Source organism: Prevotella sp. kh1p2 (assembly GCF_900111525.1).
Classification (GTDB): Bacteria; Bacteroidota; Bacteroidia; order Bacteroidales; family Bacteroidaceae; genus Prevotella.
The window spans coordinates 215,473-231,739 of record NZ_FOHY01000001.1 but is presented as its reverse complement, the minus strand read 5'-3'; the positions used below and the strand labels follow the sequence as shown (position 1 = coordinate 231,739).

20 protein-coding genes are annotated in these 16,267 nt (G+C 52.9%); 17 read left to right on the top strand and 3 right to left on the bottom strand.

Annotation, left to right across the window (positions count from 1 at the left end):
- Positions 1-3 precede the first annotated feature (3 nt).
- From rpsE to BMW31_RS00940, 13 genes are all read left to right on the top strand, one after another.
- Positions 4-516, top strand: a complete 513-nt coding sequence (gene rpsE / locus BMW31_RS01000; RefSeq protein ID WP_091819980.1) for a 30S ribosomal protein S5 — start codon at positions 4-6, stop codon at positions 514-516.
- A gap of 15 nt (positions 517-531) precedes the next feature.
- Complete coding sequence (gene rpmD / locus BMW31_RS00995; protein ID WP_091819978.1) at positions 532-708, top strand: 50S ribosomal protein L30; 177 nt, start codon at positions 532-534, stop codon at positions 706-708.
- 24 nt (positions 709-732) lie between these two features.
- The gene (gene rplO / locus BMW31_RS00990) at positions 733-1,179 is read left to right on the top strand and encodes a 50S ribosomal protein L15 (RefSeq protein ID WP_091819975.1); all 447 of its coding nucleotides are present in this window, start codon (positions 733-735) and stop codon (positions 1,177-1,179) included.
- Positions 1,180-1,183: 4 nt separating this feature from the next.
- A complete protein-coding gene (secY, locus tag BMW31_RS00985) occupies positions 1,184-2,521 on the top strand; it encodes a preprotein translocase subunit SecY (protein WP_091819973.1) in 1,338 nt (445 codons plus the stop codon).
- A 14-nt stretch (positions 2,522-2,535) separates the two neighbouring features.
- The gene (gene map / locus BMW31_RS00980) at positions 2,536-3,336 is read left to right on the top strand and encodes a type I methionyl aminopeptidase (RefSeq protein WP_091819970.1); all 801 of its coding nucleotides are present in this window, start codon (positions 2,536-2,538) and stop codon (positions 3,334-3,336) included.
- 2 nt (positions 3,337-3,338) lie between these two features.
- Positions 3,339-3,557, top strand: a complete 219-nt coding sequence (infA, locus tag BMW31_RS00975) for a translation initiation factor IF-1 (RefSeq protein ID WP_091819967.1) — start codon at positions 3,339-3,341, stop codon at positions 3,555-3,557.
- Between the two features lie 23 nt (positions 3,558-3,580).
- On the top strand, positions 3,581-3,697 hold the full coding sequence (gene ykgO / locus BMW31_RS00970) for a type B 50S ribosomal protein L36 (protein ID WP_004350205.1): 117 nt from the start codon (positions 3,581-3,583) through the stop codon (positions 3,695-3,697).
- A 108-nt stretch (positions 3,698-3,805) separates the two neighbouring features.
- On the top strand, positions 3,806-4,186 hold the full coding sequence (gene rpsM, locus BMW31_RS00965) for a 30S ribosomal protein S13 (protein ID WP_091819965.1): 381 nt from the start codon (positions 3,806-3,808) through the stop codon (positions 4,184-4,186).
- 87 nt (positions 4,187-4,273) lie between these two features.
- Complete coding sequence (gene rpsK / locus BMW31_RS00960; protein WP_091819963.1) at positions 4,274-4,663, top strand: 30S ribosomal protein S11; 390 nt, start codon at positions 4,274-4,276, stop codon at positions 4,661-4,663.
- 74 nt (positions 4,664-4,737) lie between these two features.
- Positions 4,738-5,343, top strand: a complete 606-nt coding sequence (gene rpsD, locus BMW31_RS00955) for a 30S ribosomal protein S4 (protein ID WP_091819960.1) — start codon at positions 4,738-4,740, stop codon at positions 5,341-5,343.
- Between the two features lie 12 nt (positions 5,344-5,355).
- Positions 5,356-6,348: a DNA-directed RNA polymerase subunit alpha gene (locus tag BMW31_RS00950; protein ID WP_091819955.1), complete on the top strand. Its 993-nt coding sequence runs from the start codon at positions 5,356-5,358 to the stop codon at positions 6,346-6,348.
- Positions 6,349-6,371: 23 nt separating this feature from the next.
- A complete protein-coding gene (gene rplQ / locus BMW31_RS00945) occupies positions 6,372-6,920 on the top strand; it encodes a 50S ribosomal protein L17 (protein ID WP_091819953.1) in 549 nt (182 codons plus the stop codon).
- A gap of 277 nt (positions 6,921-7,197) precedes the next feature.
- Positions 7,198-7,539, top strand: coding sequence for a type II toxin-antitoxin system HicB family antitoxin (locus BMW31_RS00940; protein ID WP_091819950.1), 342 nt, complete (start codon positions 7,198-7,200; stop codon positions 7,537-7,539).
- A gap of 373 nt (positions 7,540-7,912) precedes the next feature.
- Here BMW31_RS00940 and BMW31_RS00935 read toward each other — a convergent pair whose 3' ends face one another.
- Positions 7,913-9,961: an outer membrane beta-barrel protein gene (locus tag BMW31_RS00935; protein WP_091819948.1), complete on the bottom strand. Its 2,049-nt coding sequence runs from the start codon at positions 9,959-9,961 to the stop codon at positions 7,913-7,915.
- 149 nt (positions 9,962-10,110) lie between these two features.
- Here BMW31_RS00935 and BMW31_RS00930 point away from each other — a divergent pair, with 149 nt between their 5' ends.
- The 3 genes from BMW31_RS00930 (at position 10,111) to BMW31_RS00920 (ending at position 13,363) form a co-directional block, all read left to right on the top strand.
- Complete coding sequence (locus BMW31_RS00930) at positions 10,111-11,649, top strand: sensor histidine kinase (protein ID WP_091819946.1); 1,539 nt, start codon at positions 10,111-10,113, stop codon at positions 11,647-11,649.
- Between the two features lie 24 nt (positions 11,650-11,673).
- Positions 11,674-12,402: a response regulator transcription factor gene (locus BMW31_RS00925; RefSeq protein WP_091819944.1), complete on the top strand. Its 729-nt coding sequence runs from the start codon at positions 11,674-11,676 to the stop codon at positions 12,400-12,402.
- 121 nt (positions 12,403-12,523) lie between these two features.
- Positions 12,524-13,363, top strand: a complete 840-nt coding sequence (locus tag BMW31_RS00920) for a glycine zipper domain-containing protein (protein ID WP_091819942.1) — start codon at positions 12,524-12,526, stop codon at positions 13,361-13,363.
- Between the two features lie 297 nt (positions 13,364-13,660).
- Here the strand turns inward: BMW31_RS00920 and BMW31_RS00915 are convergent, their stop codons facing one another.
- Positions 13,661-13,855, bottom strand: coding sequence for a hypothetical protein (locus BMW31_RS00915; RefSeq protein ID WP_091819940.1), 195 nt, complete (start codon positions 13,853-13,855; stop codon positions 13,661-13,663).
- Here BMW31_RS00915 and BMW31_RS00910 point away from each other — a divergent pair.
- Positions 13,844-15,373, top strand: coding sequence for a Gfo/Idh/MocA family protein (locus tag BMW31_RS00910; RefSeq protein WP_091819938.1), 1,530 nt, complete (start codon positions 13,844-13,846; stop codon positions 15,371-15,373). The genes BMW31_RS00915 and BMW31_RS00910 overlap by 12 nt on opposite strands.
- A gap of 181 nt (positions 15,374-15,554) precedes the next feature.
- Here the strand turns inward: BMW31_RS00910 and BMW31_RS00905 are convergent, their stop codons facing one another.
- Positions 15,555-16,205 (bottom strand): septal ring lytic transglycosylase RlpA family protein, encoded by a 651-nt coding sequence (locus tag BMW31_RS00905; RefSeq protein WP_255404770.1) that lies wholly within the window; start codon positions 16,203-16,205, stop codon positions 15,555-15,557.
- Between the last annotated feature and the right edge of the window lie 62 nt (positions 16,206-16,267).

Here is a 16,267-nt window from a genome sequence, read left to right as displayed (position 1 = left end):
ATTATGGCAATGAATAAAGTAAAAGTAAATAGTGACGTAGAACTCAAAGACCGTCTGGTTGCTATCAACCGTGTAACAAAGGTTACCAAGGGTGGTCGTACCTTCACATTCGCTGCTATCGTCGTTGTTGGTGACGGCAATGGCGTCATCGGCTGGGGCCTTGGCAAGGCAGGTGAAGTAACGGCTGCAATCTCCAAGGGTACCGAGTCTGCAAAGAAGAATCTCGTAAAGGTTCCTGTGCTGAAAGGTACAATCCCCCATGAGATTGAAGTTGCTTTCGGTGGAGCCAAGGTGCTCCTCAAGCCCGCTGCTGCCGGTACCGGTCTGAAGGCCGGAGGTGCCATGCGTGCCGTACTGGAGAGTGCAGGCGTTAAAGACGTGATTGCTAAGTCTAAAGGTTCTTCCAATCCCCACAACCTCGTAAAGGCAACCATTCTGGCACTGAGCCAGATTCGTGACGCCTACACCATTGCCGGTGAACGCGGTGTTGGTATGGATAAAGTATTTAACGGATAATAGGAGATAAAAACAATGGCAACAATTAAAATTAAGCAAGTTAAGAGCAGAATCGGAGCTCCCGTAGACCAGAAGAAGACCCTTATCTCTCTGGGGCTCCATAAGATTTCCCAGGTTGTTGAGGTTGAGGATACTCCCAGTGTTCGTGGTATGATTCGCAAGGTTCATCACCTGGTGAGCGTAGTTGAATAATTAATCTTTAAATTAGCAGCAATTATGAAATTAAATACTTTAAAGCCAGCAGAGGGCTCTACTCATTCACGTCGTCGTATTGGCCGCGGTCCGGGCTCCGGACTGGGTGGTACCTCTACACGTGGTCACAAGGGTGCAAAAGCTCGGTCTGGTTATAAGAGAAAGATTGGATTTGAAGGTGGTCAGATGCCATTGCAGCGTCGTGTACCGAAGTCTGGTTTCAAGAACATCAACCATAAGGAGTACTTCGTAGTCAATCTTTCTACTCTCCAGAAACTTGCTGAGGAAAAGAACCTCACCAAGATAGGAATAGCCGAACTGGTTAGCGCCGGCTTTACCAATGGCAAGGAGCTCGTTAAAGTTCTGGGCAACGGAGAGTTGAAAGCCAAACTTGAAGTTGAAGCCAACGCTTTCTCAAAGACTGCCGATGAAGCTATAAAGGCAGTAGGTGGTAACACAACTATAATCTAAGTAAATGAAAAAGTTTATTGAGACACTGAAGAACTGTTGGAAGATTGAGGACTTGCGCCAGCGCCTCCTTATTACTCTTCTGTTTACGGCTATCTACCGTTTCGGATCGTTCGTGGTACTTCCCGGTATCAACCCGAGCATGTTGGAGAAACTGCAGTCGCAAACCTCTGGTGGCCTTATGTCACTGTTGGACATGTTTTCCGGTGGAGCATTTTCCAATGCGTCAATCTTTGCACTTGGAATTATGCCTTACATCTCAGCTTCTATCGTTATGCAGCTTCTCGCCGTTGCTGTGCCTTATTTCCAAAAGATGCAGCGCGAGGGCGAGAGTGGCCGTAAGAAAATCAACTGGTACACACGTGTCCTGACTATAGCTATTCTGCTTTTTCAGGCTCCGTCATACCTTATCAACCTCAAGATGCAGGCAAGCCAGGCTTTGGCTTCCGGCATCTCGTGGTCGGTATTCATGATTCCCGCAACGGTCATTCTGGCAGCAGGCAGTATGTTCATTCTGTGGCTCGGCGAGCGCATTACAGATAAAGGTGTTGGAAATGGAATCTCGCTTATCATTATGATAGGTATTATTGCGCGTCTGCCCCAGGCTTTCATGCAGGAAGCAAGTTCCCGCTTGAACGCTATCATTGGAGGCGGTCTTGTGATGTTCATAGTCGAGATTCTTATCCTCTATGCAGTTGTTTGTGCATCCATTCTTCTGGTGCAGGGAACACGCAAGGTACCTGTTCAGTATGCCAAGCGTCTCGTTGGCAACAAGCAGTATGGTGGTGCTCGCCAGTATATTCCGCTCAAACTGTTCGCAGCAAACGTAATGCCTATCATCTTTGCCCAGGCGCTGATGTTCATTCCGTTGGCTATCGTGCAGTATCAGAGCGAGAACGCAAGCTGGGTTGTGCGCAATCTGATGGATAACCGCAGTCTGCTGTACAATGTAATCTATGTAATTCTGGTAATAGCATTTACCTATTTTTACACGGCCATTACATTGAACCCCACCCAGATGGCTGAGGACATGAAGCGCAACAATGGATTTATCCCTGGCGTAAAGCCGGGCAAGGACACGGCAGAGTACATCGATACCGTTATGACTCGCATTACTTTCCCAGGTTCACTCTTCATAGCCTTCATCGCCATTATGCCGGCTCTCGCAGGACTGCTGAATGTTCAGCAGGGCTTCTCACAGTTCTTCGGAGGTACATCGTTGCTGATTCTTGTCGGAGTTGTCATCGATACCCTCCAGCAGATAGAGAGTCACCTGTTGATGCGTCACTACGACGGTCTGCTGAATTCTGGCCACACTCGCAGCGGAGCAGTGTCAGCATATTAGTCTGTTCTTACAGAATGAATATATTTCTGAAGACAGAAGATGAAATCAACCTGATGCGCAAGGCTAACCGACTCGTCGGCTCAACACTTGCAGAATTAGGAAAACATATCAAACCAGGTGTAACGACTCTCCAACTGGATAAGATTGCAGAGGAGTTTATACGCGACCATGGGGCTACCCCTACGTTCAAAAACTTCCCCAATCCTTTTGGAGGGCCTTTCCCCGCAAGTATCTGCACCTCCGTAAATGAGGTTGTGGTTCACGGGATTCCCGATGACAAGACGGTACTAAAGGAAGGAGACATCATCTCCATTGACTGTGGTATGTTGCTTGATGGATACAATGGCGACAGTTGCTACACGTTCTATGTGGGCGAGGTTGCCCCGAAGATAAAACAACTCCTCAGTACCACCAAGGAAAGTCTGTACAAGGGAATTGAGCAAGCTCTCGCTGGCCGGCATATTGGTGATATAGGTGCTGCTGTACAGGAGCATTGTGAAAAAAATGGTTATGGGGTTGTCAGGGAACTGACAGGCCACGGCATCGGTAAAGAGATGCACGAGCCTCCGCAGATTCCCAATTATGGCACACGTGGCAACGGCGTTATGCTCAAGGCAGGAATGTGCATTGCCATTGAGCCAATGATAACCTTGGGCGACCGCAAGGTCTGGATGTTACCCGATAAGTGGGGAATCGTAACCCGCGACGGCAAGCCAGCAGCCCATTACGAGCATACCATTGCCATACACCGAGGGCGCGCCGAGATTTTATCTACGTTTGAAGAAATAGAACATTTAGAAAGAGTAAACAATTAATTATGGCAAAACAATCCGCTATAGAGCAAGACGGAACAATCATAGAGAGCCTCTCTAATGCGATGTTCCGCGTAGAGCTTGAAAATGGGATCCAGATTATAGCGCATATCTCTGGTAAAATGAGAATGCACTACATTAAAATTCTGCCCGGAGACAAGGTAAAGGTCGAGATGAGCCCTTATGACCTGACTAAAGGCAGAATTGTGTTCAGATACAAATAAATCAATTTATATATCTTATAGATATGAAAACAAGAGCATCTTTAAAGAAGCGTACTCCCGACTGCAAAATCGTTCGTCGCAAGGGTCGTCTGTTCGTTATCAACAAGAAGAACCCTAAGTTCAAATTGCGTCAGGGCTAAAGGTTAAAAATATGTAAATGGCAAGCTACGCGAAAAAATATGCTTACCTTTGCATGCTTTTTAGCACGTACTAAACATTATTTTTTTATTTATTTTCTCAATTAACAAATGGCAATAAGAATTGTTGGAGTAGATTTGCCCCAGAATAAGCGTGGCGAAATCGCATTGACCTATATCTATGGTATAGGTCGAAGTAGTTCAGCAAAGATATTGGATGAAGCCGGCGTGAGCCGAGACCTGAAGGTCAGCGAGTGGACTGACGACCAGGCAGCTAAAATCCGTGAAATTATCGGCGCTGGATTCAAAGTTGAAGGTGATCTCCGTTCAGAGATCCAGTTAAACATCAAGCGCCTCATGGATATCGGTTGCTACCGTGGCGTCCGTCATCGTAATGGTCTTCCCGTTCGTGGACAGAGTACAAAGAACAATGCTCGCACCCGCAAGGGTAAGAAGAAGACTGTTGCTAATAAGAAGAAGGCTACTAAGTAAAATTTAGTTGAGGGTTGATGGTAGAGAGTTCATGGTGTGAACCAATAACTTTAGACTTTAGGCCTCTGACTTAAAACTAAAAAGATTATGGCAAAAAAATCAGCAACATCAAAGAAGAGAAATGTTAAGGTTGACGCTATCGGACAGCTTCATGTCCACAGCTCGTTTAACAACATTATAGTATCGCTTGCCAACAACGAGGGTCAGGTTATCTCTTGGTCTTCTGCCGGCAAGATGGGTTTCCGTGGTTCCAAGAAGAACACTCCGTACGCAGCTCAGATGGCTGCCGAGGATTGTGCCAAGGTAGCTTTCGACCTGGGTCTCCGTAAGGTAAAGGCCTATGTCAAGGGTCCGGGCAACGGTCGTGAGAGTGCTATCCGCGCCATCCACGGTGCAGGCATCGAGGTAACCGAAATCGTTGACGTTACCCCGTTACCGCACAATGGCTGCCGTCCTCCCAAGCGCCGCCGCGTATAACCGTAAGAGTTAACAGCGTAGAGTTAACCGCTAGCTCTTGCAGATAAAAATCAAAAAAGAACATTTATTTTATTATGGCTAAGTATATAGGTCCGAAATCTAAAATTGCACGCCGGTTTGGTGAACCCATCTTCGGCGCCGACAAAGTTTTGTCCAAGAGAAACTTCCCTCCTGGACAGCATGGCAACAACCGCCGCAGAAAGCAATCTGAGTACGGTGTCATGTTGGCAGAGAAGCAGAAAGCTAAGTACACCTACGGTGTGCTGGAGCGTCAGTTCCGTAATATGTTCGAAAAGGCAGCCAAGGCTTCGGGCATTACCGGCGAGGTTCTCCTCCAGAATTTGGAGTGCCGTCTCGACAATGTCGTGTTCCGTCTTGGTATTGCTCCTACCCGTGCCGCTGCCCGTCAGATGGTAGGCCACAAGCATATCGTAGTAGATGGCCAGGTAGTTAACATTCCTTCGTATTCAGTTAAGCCAGGTCAGATTGTAGGTGTACGCGAGAAGGCCAAGTCTCTCGAGGTAATTCAGGCAGCTCTGGCAGGTTTCAACCACAGCAAGTATCCATGGCTCGAATGGGATGACAATGCAAAATGCGGCAAGTTCCTGCACAAGCCCGAACGTGCTGACATCCCTGAGAACATTAAGGAACAGTTAATCGTTGAGTTGTACTCTAAATAAATCATTAAATTAATGGCGATATTAGCATTTCAAAAACCTGATAAAGTAGTAATGCTGGAGGCTAATGACCATTTCGGCAAGTTCGAATTCCGTCCTCTTGAGCCTGGCTTCGGTGTTACCATCGGTAACTCCCTGCGCCGCATTCTCCTTTCATCACTTGAGGGCTTTGCCATCAACACCATCCGTATAGGCGGTGTTGAGCATGAGTTCTCGTCAGTGCCTGGTGTAAAGGAAGATGTTACCAACATTATCTTGAATCTGAAGCAAGTTCGGTTCAAGAAAGTAGTAGAAGAATTCGAGAACGAGAAAGTTAGTATCACCGTAGAGAACGCTACAGAGTTCAAAGCCGGTGATATAGGCAAGTATTTGACTGGATTTGAAGTGTTAAATCCTGATTTGGTGATTTGTCATTTAGACTCCAAAGCATCTATGCAGATTGACCTTACCATCAACAAGGGCCGTGGCTACGTTCCCGCTGATGAGAACCGCGAATTCTGCAACGATGTCAACGTAATTCCAATCGATTCCATCTACACCCCAATCCGTAACGTAAAGTACGCTGTTGAGCCCTATCGTGTTGAACAGAAGACCGACTACGACAAGCTCGTCATCGAGGTTACTACGGATGGTTCCATTCATCCCAAAGATGCACTGAAGGAGGCAGCCAAAATCCTCATCTATCATTTCATGTTGTTCTCCGACGAGAAGATTACGCTTGAGAACTCCGACCAGGAGGGCAACCAGGAATTTGACGAGGAGGTACTGCACATGCGCCAGCTACTGAAGACCAAGTTGGTAGACATGAATCTCAGCGTTCGTGCCCTCAACTGTCTCAAGGCAGCCGATGTAGAGACGCTGGGCGACCTCGTACAGTACAACAAGACCGACCTCCTGAAGTTCCGCAACTTTGGTAAGAAATCGCTCTCAGAGCTTGATGATTTGCTCGAGGGTCTGAATCTGTCGTTTGGAACCGACATTTCAAAGTATAAACTGGACAAAGAATAAGTCCACAAAAGTAAAAAACAAGAATGAGACACAATAAGAAATTCAACCACCTGGGTCGTACTGCATCTCACCGTAGCGCCATGCTTGCTAACATGGCCATCTCGCTGATTGTGCACAAAAGAATCACTACGACCCTCGCCAAGGCAAAAGCCTTGAAGAAGTATGTAGAGCCTCTGATCACACGCTCAAAGAAAGATGACACCAACAGCCGCCGTGTTGTATTCCGTTATCTGCAGAACAAGGAAGCTGTTAAAGAGTTGTTTGGAGAGGTTGCAGCAAAGGTGGCTGACCGTCCCGGAGGCTACACGCGCATCATTAAACTCGGCCTGCGTCAGGGCGACGCTGCTCCCATAGCTTTCATCGAGCTTGTAGACTTCGATGAGAACATGGCCAAGGCACCCAAGGCTGAGAAGAAGACACGCCGTAGCCGTCGTTCCACTAAGCCCGCTGCAGCCGAAGAGGCCGCCAAGGCTGCCGAGGCTCCCGCTAAGGAAGCACCGGTTACAGAGGCTCCCGTACAGGAGGCTCCGGCTGCAGAAGCTCCCGCAGAGGAAGCTCCCAAGGCTGAATAATCGTTTGATTAATATCACTCGCAATAAAGCGCTTCACTTAGGTGAGGCGCTTTTTTTGTGTCCGGTAGTTCTACCCGTTTCTCCTACCAGCTGCCGCTTTTACCCTTGGCATTAAATAAGCTGACCGTTTGCTTGGCTATGTAACTGTTTTTAGTTACTTTTGGAGGTCTGTATGTAGTGTGCCATGCCTCGGCCAATATCATCAAGGGGTACGTGATGAAGCAAGTTCACACTTATTTGAAAGCTAACGGATATATTCATTAAGGAGGAAACGATTATGGGAACAATGACTTACAAGGGATATACGGGCAGCGTTGATTACAGCGAAGCTGACAACTGCCTTTACGGCAAAGTGCTGGGCATGAACAAGGACGCCATCACCTACGAGGGGCGCGATGTAAACGAATTGCGCAACGACTTCCAGGCAGCCGTAGACGATTATCTCGACAGCTGCCGTGCCAGCGGTGTGGAACCTCGTAAACCTTACAGCGGGAGTCTCAATGTGCGCCTCACGCCCGAGATTCACAGCCGTATCGCGATGCTGGCACAGCAGGCCGGTACCACCATCAACGGCTACATACGCCAAACTTTGGCCAAGGCCGTAGGCCTTTCGCTTTAGCGCCACCGCTTGTTTGGCAATGCGGAACGGAGCCGGGAGAACAATAGCAGCAGTTCTCCCGGCTCTTCTTTTTTATTGTTTGCAGTTCCGCTTGCGGCCGAAGCGCTGCCCCGTCTGCAGCCTCCGTTCTCATTTCCGTATGCAAAGAGTTAAGAGAGATGTGGTAAAGCGGGGTGCGGGGGAGGGTGCAACCATTACCCAATACACATCATCCTGGATCTTTTGACACTTGTCGCACGGTCGTGCGACAAGTGTCAAAAGATCGTGCGACAGGTGTCGAAAGTTCCAAGAGCTATCCTTCTGCACCGCGAAAAAGCCGGTATAACGCCCCAGGAGAGGCTGTTATACCGGCAGAGAGAGATTTGGTTTGGGTTTATTTCTTGAACCTCGACGTGTCTACCTCGGTGTGCTTTTGCTCCTTGAAACCGCCGAAGCTGTAGGTGAAGCTGATGCCGAAGGTGCGGTAACAGGCAAAGTTCATGGTCAGGTGCTGCCCTTTATAATCCACGCGCGGGTTAATCGTGGCCGTGCGGAAGATGTCGTTGCAGAACAGCTTGAGCGTGGCTTTCTGCTTGCAGAAGCGGTAACGCAGCCCCAGGTTCAGGTATCCGGACCCCGGCAGGTCGTAAGTGGCCTGGTTGGCCTTGGAATGTATCATGCCATCTGCAGTGAGTACGATGTCCGGCCGGCGTGAGAGGGTGAAGGTGTTGCGCATTGTTGCCATGACGTAAGCCACGCTGCGGTCGAGCGAGAGGTCGTGAAAATCGTCGTCCTTCTCGCGCATCCACACGCCGATTAGCGTGAGTCGGGAGTCGAGCCAGCGGCCTATCTTGAAGGGCGCCGACGCCTGCAGGCCCGCCTGCTGCTGGTAGTTGAAGTTCAGGTACCGGTACTCAATGGTCAAACGGTCGGCCCGTTGGTAGGGTGCCTGTATGAAGTAATCTCTCGTATGCTTGAACCAAGCCACGAACTGGTACTTACTGCGGAGAATGTAGACCGCCTGCGCCTGGTATTCTACCGATGGTTTGAGCTGCGGGTTGCCCGTTATCTCGTTGTAACCGCCGTTGCTGTAGGTAACAAAGTTGTTCATTGCCCAGTATTCGGGATATGCCTTGTCGCTGCTGAGTCCGAACTGCAGCACGTGTCCCTGTGCGGGCAGCCACGTCAGGTTGAGGGTGGGAAAGAGGTCCCACCTGTGCCACAGCGGGGAGTGGTAATACTCCGCAGCCAGCGAGGCGTCCATCATGAGCTTGGCGGAGAAGTTCTTGTTCAGGCCGAAGTACGCGTTCACGTTGTCCTCGCGCTGGCTTACGCGGTCGCCGGTGCCGGCCGTCAGCTGGCTGCTGTTGTCGTGGCTGGTGGTGTAAGTGGTGCCGTAATTGATGCCCCAGCCGTGCTTCAGCTTGTGTTCTTGGGCGATGAAGAACTTCCAGCGGTTAATGCGCTGGCTGTTGGTAATCTCGTAGTTCAGGGTTCCTGTGGGCAGCGTGCTCGCCAGCCACTGTGTTTCGGGGTTGTGATAGTAGGTGAGCTCGGCGCCAGCTTTCAGTCCGAAGGGCGACTGATAGTCGAGCCTCACGTTGTGCAACCAGTCGGATGAGCGGATGCGGAAGTCGGCTTCGATGGTTCCGCTCACATCCTGTCGGCTGTTGTCCTTTTCGTAGTTGCCGCTGTAAACAAGGCTCAGGCGGTGGTCCTTGGCGATGTTGTAGTCAATGCCGAGCCTGAAGTTGTCGCCATGAGAGCGGTAGCGGGAAACCTCGCGGGTGCTGATGTCGTGGGTGGTGCCGTCGTTCAGGGTGTGCAGAGAGGTCTCATCGGTAACGCCGAAGTCCTTGCCGTGGCTGTGTTTCCACATGAAGTCCACCGCCCACGGCCCCTTGTTGTAGAGCAGCGAGGCGCGTTCGCCGAAGTTGGCCGTGTGCTCCTGGTTCCACGCCAGGTTCACCTCGCCCTGCAGCGCGGCCTTGTTGTCGGTCTGGTGCTTCAGTTTCACGTTGATGACTGCACCCCGCAGCTGGTAGCGGGCAGGTGCATTGTACAGTACCTCCACTTTGTCTATACGCCCGGCAGGCATGGCCCGCAGCGTGGTGTAGAGTTGTTCGGCCGTCATGGTGGTAACTTTGCCGTCGAAGATGATGTTCACCGGCCGCCCCGAGAGCAACAGGCTCTCTCCCTGCTCCGTCACTCCGGGCAGCTCCTTCAGGGCTTCGTACACGTTGTCTATGGCTTTCTGCTCCACCATTCGCGGCAGGTCGTATATCATGGCGCTGCCTTCAACCTTCACCATCGGGCGTTCTCCCTTCACCAGCACATCGGGCAGGGTGTGTATAATGCTGTCCATGCGCAGCGAGTCGGCCTCCTGTGCCCATGCCGCCGTGCAGCAACAGGCGAGGGTAAAACAAACTATAACTTTCTTCATAACGCTTCTTGTTGGTGTTGTTTCGTTGCTGCAAAGTTACGACCAAATAGGTTTAGGCCGAAAGTTTTACGCTTATATAGTGTTAAGAGAAGTGTTATTTAGTCTTATCATATCACCTGCCGAAACCGAAAAACAACTATCTTTGCAGCATGAAACTGCCTCTTAAATACATAGCTCTGCTGGTTATGGCCGCCCTGCTGGCCATCTTTGCCTACCAGGCGTATTGGCTCGTGGGGCTGTACGGCACCATGCAGGCCAAGATGCGCACCGATATAGGCGAGGCGCTCCGCATTTCCGACTACGGCGAAATGATGTATCGGGTGGAGAAACTGCGCAAACGAAAGCACGACCAGCATGGCCGCATCGAGCTATCGGCCAATTACAACGTGCATACCGGCACCACCAGCGGCACCAGCGAGGTAGTTGTCAAAGACGAAAAAAATACCGAGGCCAAGCGTACACTCGCCAAGCTGATGCGGCAACACAAGCCTGCCGCCATCCATTTCAATACCGATACCAAGGAGACTAAAGTGCTGCCGGCCGACTCATCGGATGCTGCCCTGACCACAAACGACAACTTCAGCACCATTCTCAAGGACCAGCAGAACATGCAGGAGCTGGCTCTGTACATGCAGCGGGGCCTCCATTCGGGGCTCGATGCAATGAGTGAGCCTGACGTGAAGTACGTAGACCGGCTGCTCACCAGGCGTCTTGCCGAGCTTGGTATCAAGGGGCAGCACCGGCTCTACTATCTGCACAAGTACAAAACGGCAGGTTCCAAGGGCATGCTGACCGACACCGTAGCCGCCGAAGGCCACCTGCCGGGAGGGCGGACGGAACGTTACAGCTACGAGACCGACCTGGTTGACAGCTACAGCTACCTGCTCCTGCTGCCGCCAACCACTACGGTGGTGCTGCGCCAGATGGCCGGCATCCTCGGCGCATCGCTCGTTACGCTGGCCGTGTTGGTGCTTGTGTTCTGGTATCTCATCCGTACCATCCTCCGCCAAAAGACGCTCGACGAGATGAAAAGCGACTTTACCAACAACATGACGCACGAACTGAAGACGCCCATCGCCGTTGCCTACGCCGCCAACGACGCGCTGCTGAACTTCGATACCTCCATAACAGCAGAGAAACAGAAGGAGTATCTGCGCATCAGTCAGCAGCAGCTGGAAAAGCTCGGGGGGCTGGTAGAGCAGATACTCTCCATGAGCATGGAGCGCCGCCACACCCTGCAGCTAAGCATGGAGCACGTAGCCGTGGAGCCGCTCATTACCCCGCTCATGGCCCAATACAGGCTGCAGGCGCACAAGAAGGCAGAACTCTCGCTCTCCGTGGAACCCCCTGGCGCCACCGTTTGGGCTGACCGCCAGCACCTGCAGCACATAGTGGGCAACCTGATAGACAACGCCATCAAGTATTCCGGCGCCGAGGTAGCCATCCGCATTGCGTGTTCGCCCGGCCGTATCGTGGTGAGCGACAACGGCATCGGCATCTCTCCGGAGCGGCTGCCCTATGTTTTCGACAAGTTCTACCGCGTGCCCCGGGGCGACCGTCACGAGGTGAAAGGCTACGGCTTGGGGCTTTACTACGTGAAGAGCCTCATGGAGAAGATGGGCGGACAGATAACCGCAGCCAGCACGCCGGGCCGCGGAACAACCTTTACGCTGCTCTTCGGGCAGTAGCGGAGGCAGAAACAACAAACGGATATGACAGAAGACAAGATACAGGTGCTGCTGGTTGAGGACGAGCAGACGCTGGCCATGATTATCAAGGACACGCTTGATGCGCAGGGCTTCAGCATCACCATTGCCCCCAACGGAGAGGCCGGGCTCGACGAGTTCAGCCGGCGGAAGCCCGACGTGGTGGTGGCCGACGTGATGATGCCGCGCATGGACGGCTTCGAGATGGTACGCCGCATGAGGCAGCACGACCGCCTCACGCCCGTTCTCTTTCTCACTGCGCGCTCTGCGGTGAACGATGTAGTGCAGGGATTCGAGGCCGGCGCCAACGATTACCTGCGCAAGCCGTTCGGCATGCAGGAACTCATCGTGCGCCTGCGGGCACTGACCGGCAGGATGAAAGACAACGAGCAGCAGCGCCAACCCGCCCGTCCGGCAGCCGGGTGGGTGCCGATAGGCGACTATCTCTTTAACGCCACCACGCAGCAACTGCAGCTCTCGGGCATAACGGAGCAGCTGTCGTACCGCGAAAGCGAGATACTGCGCCGCCTTGCCGACAACAACTGCCGCGTGGTAAACACCCGCGACATCCTGCTCGAGCTATGGGGCGACGACAGCTTCTTCAACTCCCGCAGCCTGCAAGTGTTCATTACCAAGCTGCGACACAAGCTGGCACGCGACCCGCAGGTACGCATCGTAAACGTGCGTGGTATAGGTTACAAGCTCGTAGACGGCTCTCCCGGCCGCCTGACCTGACCCATCAAAAGCCCGGCAAGGCTGCTCAAGAGTAGGAATTTCCCTACTCTTATTTAGGGAAAATATACTTGCCGGGTAACCGATAATGGCTATCTTTGCGGCAGAAATATAGCTCTTGATTATGAAAAGGAATGTTATTTTGGCAGTATGCGCAACTGTTCTGGCAAGTAGTTGCCAGACTTATGCGGGCGCGGGCGCCTATACGGGCACCACGCTGGGCTCCATCCTGGGCAGCGCCATAGGCGGACTGGCCGACGGCCCGCGCGGTTCCGACATCGGAACCATCATCGGCATGGCCGGCGGAGCTGTGGTGGGCAGTGCCATAGGCACGTCGATGGACCGGAAACGGGAGGCCGACCTGGATCAGTACCGCCGCGACAAGGCCGAAAGAATGCGCCAACACAGGCAGCAGAACAACAGCCGGAACGATGTCTACAACTACAGCCAGCAGGATGAAGAGGGCAGCGGGTTCGACGAAAACAACGGCGGCGACGACCGCATCTACGACTTCAACGGCCCCGACTACACGGCTCCGGAGAACGGGCAGCAGCCCACCGCCACGCTTCCCGGCACCTCGAGCGTGGAGGAAATAGCCCAGGGACTGGCCTATACGCCGGCCATCGAGATACGCAATGCACGCTTTGTAGATGCCGACGGCGATGATGCCATCAGCCGCGGAGAGCTGTGCAAGGTCATCTTCGAGGTCATGAACCGCAGCCAGCAGCCGCTCTACGACATTCAGCCCACGGTGGTTGAGGCTACGGGCAACCGCCATCTGTACATCTCGCCGGGCATGCACGTGGAGAAGATAGATCCCGGCAAGGGCATCCGTTACACCGCACTGGTGAAGGCGGACAACCGACTGAAGGACGGAACGGTCAAGATTTGCGTCTCCGTTATACAGGGCAACAACGAAAAAATATCGAAGGTAAGCGAGTTCAACATCCCCACCAGGAGATAGAACGCGCCGAACCGCCGAACCGCAAAAAGGCTTTACACAGAGCCGATACAAGCAAGAACTCAAGAAAGCGGGGGATGCCGGCAGTGCCGGTGTCCCCTTGCTGTTTTACGGCCGGCCGTGTTCGGGCTCGCTGCAGCATGGCTAAAAAGGTGCTGAAGATATGCTTCGCGAACTTTCGACACTTGTCGCACGATTGTTTGACAGGTGTCGCACGATGATGCGACAAGTGTCAAAAGTTCCTGCTCCCGTCATTCAGTACCTCCGTCTCAATTCCTCGGCAACCTGCCTTTCGGTGTTTCACGGTTGCTGTGGGTGCCTTTGCTGCCGCTGCGGGTGGCTGTGCGGCAGGGCAGTGACGCCCGTTCGGCTTGCCGGCAGAAATCCTTTTTTAGGCTGCAGCATGAAAATATTGCCTTTTACGTTTGCTTGTACGGCTTTTTTTATGTACTTTTGCGTGTCTATATCTAAAACCAAAGATTTATGAAACTTCATGAGAAACTGTTATCCCTTGTGTTAATAGCGTTGGCCCTGCTGCCACAGAGCATCAGTGCCCAGTTCAACTGGCCCTACAAAGTTGTAGACGGCACCATCGTGACCGATGTGCCCGCGCGCCCGGCCGGCCAGCAGCCGGTTCTTAACCTCACTACCCCCAAGCTCAAAGTGGTGCGGGTGGGCTTCGTGGGATTAGGCATGCGCGGCCCCGATGCCGTGCGTCGCTGGACCTACATCAACGGCACCCAGACCATGGCCCTGTGCGACCATGAGGCCAACCGCGCCGAGGCTTGCAACCGGATACTGAAAGAGGCCGGGCTGCCTGCTGCCGATGTGTACAGCGGCGAGGAAGGATACAAGAAGCTGTGCGAGCGCAAGGACATCGATCTGGTATATATCGCTACCGACTGGTTGCACCATTTCACCGTGGCCAAGTACGCCCTTGAGCACGGCAAGCACGTGGCCATAGAGGTTCCCTCGGCCATGAACATGAACGAAATATGGACACTCATCAACCTCTCCGAGAAAACCCGCCTGCACTGCATGATACTGGAGAACTGCTGCTACGACTTCTTCGAGCTCAATGCCCTGAACATGGCACAGCACAATGTGTTTGGAGACGTGCTCTACGTAACGGGTGCCTATAGGCACGACCTGTCGCCTTTCTGGGATGCCTATTGGAAGAAAGACGCCAACGACAAGCTGGGCTGGCGCCTGGACTACAACCAGAAGTTCCGCGGCGACGTGTATGCCACTCACGGACTGGGCCCCATCGCCCAGGTGCTGAACATACACCGCGGCGACCGCATGCGCACGCTCGTGGCCATGGACACCAAATCGGTGAACGGAAAGGCGTGGGTCGAGAAGCTGTCGGGCAAGGAGTGCGACGCCTTTGCCAATGGAGACCACACCACAACACTTATCCGCACCGAGCAGGGTAAGGTGATAGAGGTGCAGCACAACACCATGACGCCGCAGCCCTACAACCGCATGTACCAGCTCATTGGTACCCACGGATTTGCCAACAAGTATCCGGTAGAGGGCTACGCGCTGTCGGGGCAGGAGATGAAGAAGGCCGGCGTAACGCCTTCGGCCGATGACCTCTCGGGCCACAGCTACATGAAGGAGGCCGACCGCAAGGCGCTGGAGGCCAAGTACGAGAGCCCGATAATCAAGAAATATGCCGAGGAGGCGAAGGAGGTTGGAGGCCATGGAGGCATGGACTTCATCATGGACAGCCGCCTGGTGTACTGCTTGCAGCACGGATTACCACTCGATATGGACGTTTACGACCTGGCCGAGTGGTGCTGTCTGGCCGAGTTGGGCAGCATCTCCATGGAAAACGGCAACATGCCCGTGGCCGTTCCCGACTTTACCCGCGGCCATTGGAACGAGCTGAAAGGCTACCAGCACGCTTTCGCCTCGCCCGAGGAAGAGGCTGAGGTAGACAAGGCTTCGGCCGAATTTACGGCCAAGCTGAAAGCCAAAGGCAAAAAGTACTGGGAGAAGCACAAGTAGGCGCCCGGTTTACTAATAAGTATCCGCCATTTCGACCTTTACCCACAGCGCAGCAACAGGCTGCCGGGCAGGGACGGAATGGCGGATTTTTTGTAAGCAGAACGGCAGGCGGTGCAGCGCCGGTAGCACGATTGCGGCTTGTGCGTTCACGCTTTACGGGAAGACGGAGTGGGAGGGAAGGCTATTTGAAGATGTCGCCCGACCAGTTTTTCAGCTTTTCGAAAACATCCATCCACTTGTTTCCTTCCTTCTCGTTCTTCTTGGCAGAGGCCGTGGTTTTTGGCTTTTCGGCTTTGTCGGGCTTGGCAGTTGCGGGCTTGGTCTTTTGTGCGGGCTTTCTCGTTGCCTTGCTCTTGCTTTCGGGTTTCATCTTTCCGGACAGGTCGGGAGCCTGACTCCGTTCTTTCCACTCGTCGATGTAGCTGTATCCGGCCTCCGTTATCTCGAAGTCGAGTTCAGGCAGTTCGATGTTGTCACTGCCCTTGTAGGGTATGCCGTTGGCTTCCTGGTAAACCTCCACCTTCACCATTGCCACGCCCTGTGCCAGTATGCCCAGCTCCTTGGCGGCTCTCCAGGACAGGTCGATGATGCGTCCGCGCCCGAAGGGGCCGCGATCTGTGACCTTTACTATTACCTCGCTGTCGTTTGCCAGGTTAGTTACTTTGAGCAAAGTGCCGAAGGGATAGTAGCGGTGAGCACACGTGAGGCTGTCGTGATGCAGCCTTTCGCCGCTGGCGGTGCGTGCTCCCGTGGCTCTCTTGGAATAAAAAGAGGCCTTACCCCTCTGCGTTTGAGCACTCAGAGAGGTAAAGCCTGCCAGTAATATAAACAATAAAAAAAGGTTTCTTCTATATCTCAAAACGTTTATGTTAGAGCTCTCCCACTCGGGCAGAG